At 62.7% G+C, this 1,647-nt stretch carries 3 protein-coding genes; 2 read left to right on the forward strand and 1 reads right to left on the reverse strand.

The annotated features are described in order from the left end of the window. Both EN879_RS35055 and mazG read left to right on the forward strand, forming a co-directional pair. Positions 1 to 548, forward strand: a 548-nt coding sequence (locus tag EN879_RS35055; protein WP_127274668.1) for an aminotransferase class I/II-fold pyridoxal phosphate-dependent enzyme, incomplete at its 5' end; no start/stop codon positions are given. Between the two features lie 80 nt (positions 549 to 628). Beyond that, positions 629 to 1,453: a nucleoside triphosphate pyrophosphohydrolase gene (mazG, locus tag EN879_RS35060; RefSeq protein ID WP_063168043.1), complete on the forward strand. Its 825-nt coding sequence runs from the start codon at positions 629 to 631 to the stop codon at positions 1,451 to 1,453. Between the two features lie 62 nt (positions 1,454 to 1,515). Here the strand turns inward: mazG and EN879_RS40360 are convergent. Further along, positions 1,516 to 1,647, reverse strand: a 132-nt coding sequence (locus EN879_RS40360; protein ID WP_245493926.1) for a hypothetical protein, incomplete at its 5' end; no start/stop codon positions are given.

Consider the following 1,647-nt stretch of genomic DNA (forward strand, 5'->3'; position numbering starts at 1 on the left):
GCTTTGGCGATGGCCTTGAGGCCGACGCCCTCGGCTTGCGCCTGCTGGCGGCGAAAGTTCCGGAAATGGTCGTCGCGTCGAGCTGCTCGAAGAATTTCGCCGTCTACCGCGACCGCGTCGGCGCAGCAATGATCCTGGCCAAGGACGGCGCACAGGCAGATGTGGCGATGAGCCAGATGCTGTCGGCGGCGCGCGCCATGTATTCGATGCCGCCGGACCACGGGGCAGCAGCCGTACGCATCGTGCTGGAGGACGCCGCCTTGCGTGCAGACTGGGAAGCCGAACTTGAAGAGATGCGGCTGCGCATGCTGAGACTCCGTGTCCAGTTCTCCGAAGCCCTGCGCCGGCAATCCAATTCCGACCGCTTCGATTTCGTCGCCAGCCATCGCGGCATGTTCTCCCGCCTTGGCCTCACCGAAGCGCAAGTCGAACGGCTGCGCGCCGAGCACGGCGTCTACATGGTCGGCGACAGCCGCATCAATGTCGCCGGCCTGCCCGAGGACGGCATGGACGACCTCGCCAAAGCGATCGTCTCGGTGCTCGACTGACGTGGCTCGCCTGTGGACAAGGCACTCTCGCCGGCTGACAGCGTTGGCCGCGCGGCCGGCCGCGCGATAGCATCAGCCCTATGACGCCATCGAAAGACATTTCGCGCCTGATCGAGATCATGGCGGCGCTGCGGGCGCCGAAGACCGGCTGTCCCTGGGATATCGAACAGGATTTCTCGACCATCGCGCCCTACACGATCGAAGAGGCCTATGAGGTCGCGGATGCCATCGCGCGCGGCGACCTCGACGATCTGCGCGACGAACTCGGCGATCTGCTGCTGCAGGTCGTCTACCACGCGCAAATGGCCGAGGAGGCCGGCGAGTTTGCCTTCCCCGATGTGGTGCAAGCCATCACGACGAAAATGATCCGACGCCATCCGCATGTCTTCGGCGACGAAAAGGCCCGCAGCGCCGGCATGGCCAAGGGCATGTGGGAAAAGATCAAGGCAGAAGAGAAGGCAGAGAAACGAAGCGCCCGCCTCGCGCGCGGTCTCGATCCCGAAGACAATGGCAAGGGGTTTCTGGATAGCGTGCCGGTCGCCCTGCCCGCGCTGACCCGGGCGCTGAAACTTCAGGAGAAGGCCGCCCGCGTCGGCTTCGACTGGAGCGAGGCAGCACCCATCCTCGACAAGATCGAGGAAGAGATCGGCGAATTGCGCGAGGCGCTGGCCAAGGGCGACACCGCCTCGATCAAGGACGAGTTCTGCGACATGCTGTTTGCCGTCGTCAATCTCGGTCGCCACCTCAAGCTCGATTCGGAAGCAGCGCTGAGCGGCACCAACGAGAAATTCCGCTCACGTTTCCATTATGTCGAGCAGGCTTTGGAGAAAGCCGGCAACACGCTGGACAAGGCTGATCTGGCCGAGATGGAAGCGCTCTGGCAGGAAGCAAAGACCGCGAAGTAGTCTCTCTTTTCGGGCAACTCCCGACGGAAACCGCTATACACTTTTCCTGGAACTGCTCCGGATTATCCGTTGTTTTTACGACGCAATCTGTTTTCGATCTCTTCGCGCGCGCTTTGCGTGGCCTTCAGCGAGATGGTGGCGCTGCCGTCGTCATTGTCGCTTCGCGAAACCACATCGCCATTGCGGTAAAGCCA

Origin of the sequence: Mesorhizobium sp. M7A.F.Ca.AU.002.02.1.1 (assembly GCF_003998535.1) — a bacterium.
GTDB classification, from domain to species: domain Bacteria; phylum Pseudomonadota; class Alphaproteobacteria; order Rhizobiales; family Rhizobiaceae; genus Mesorhizobium; species Mesorhizobium ciceri.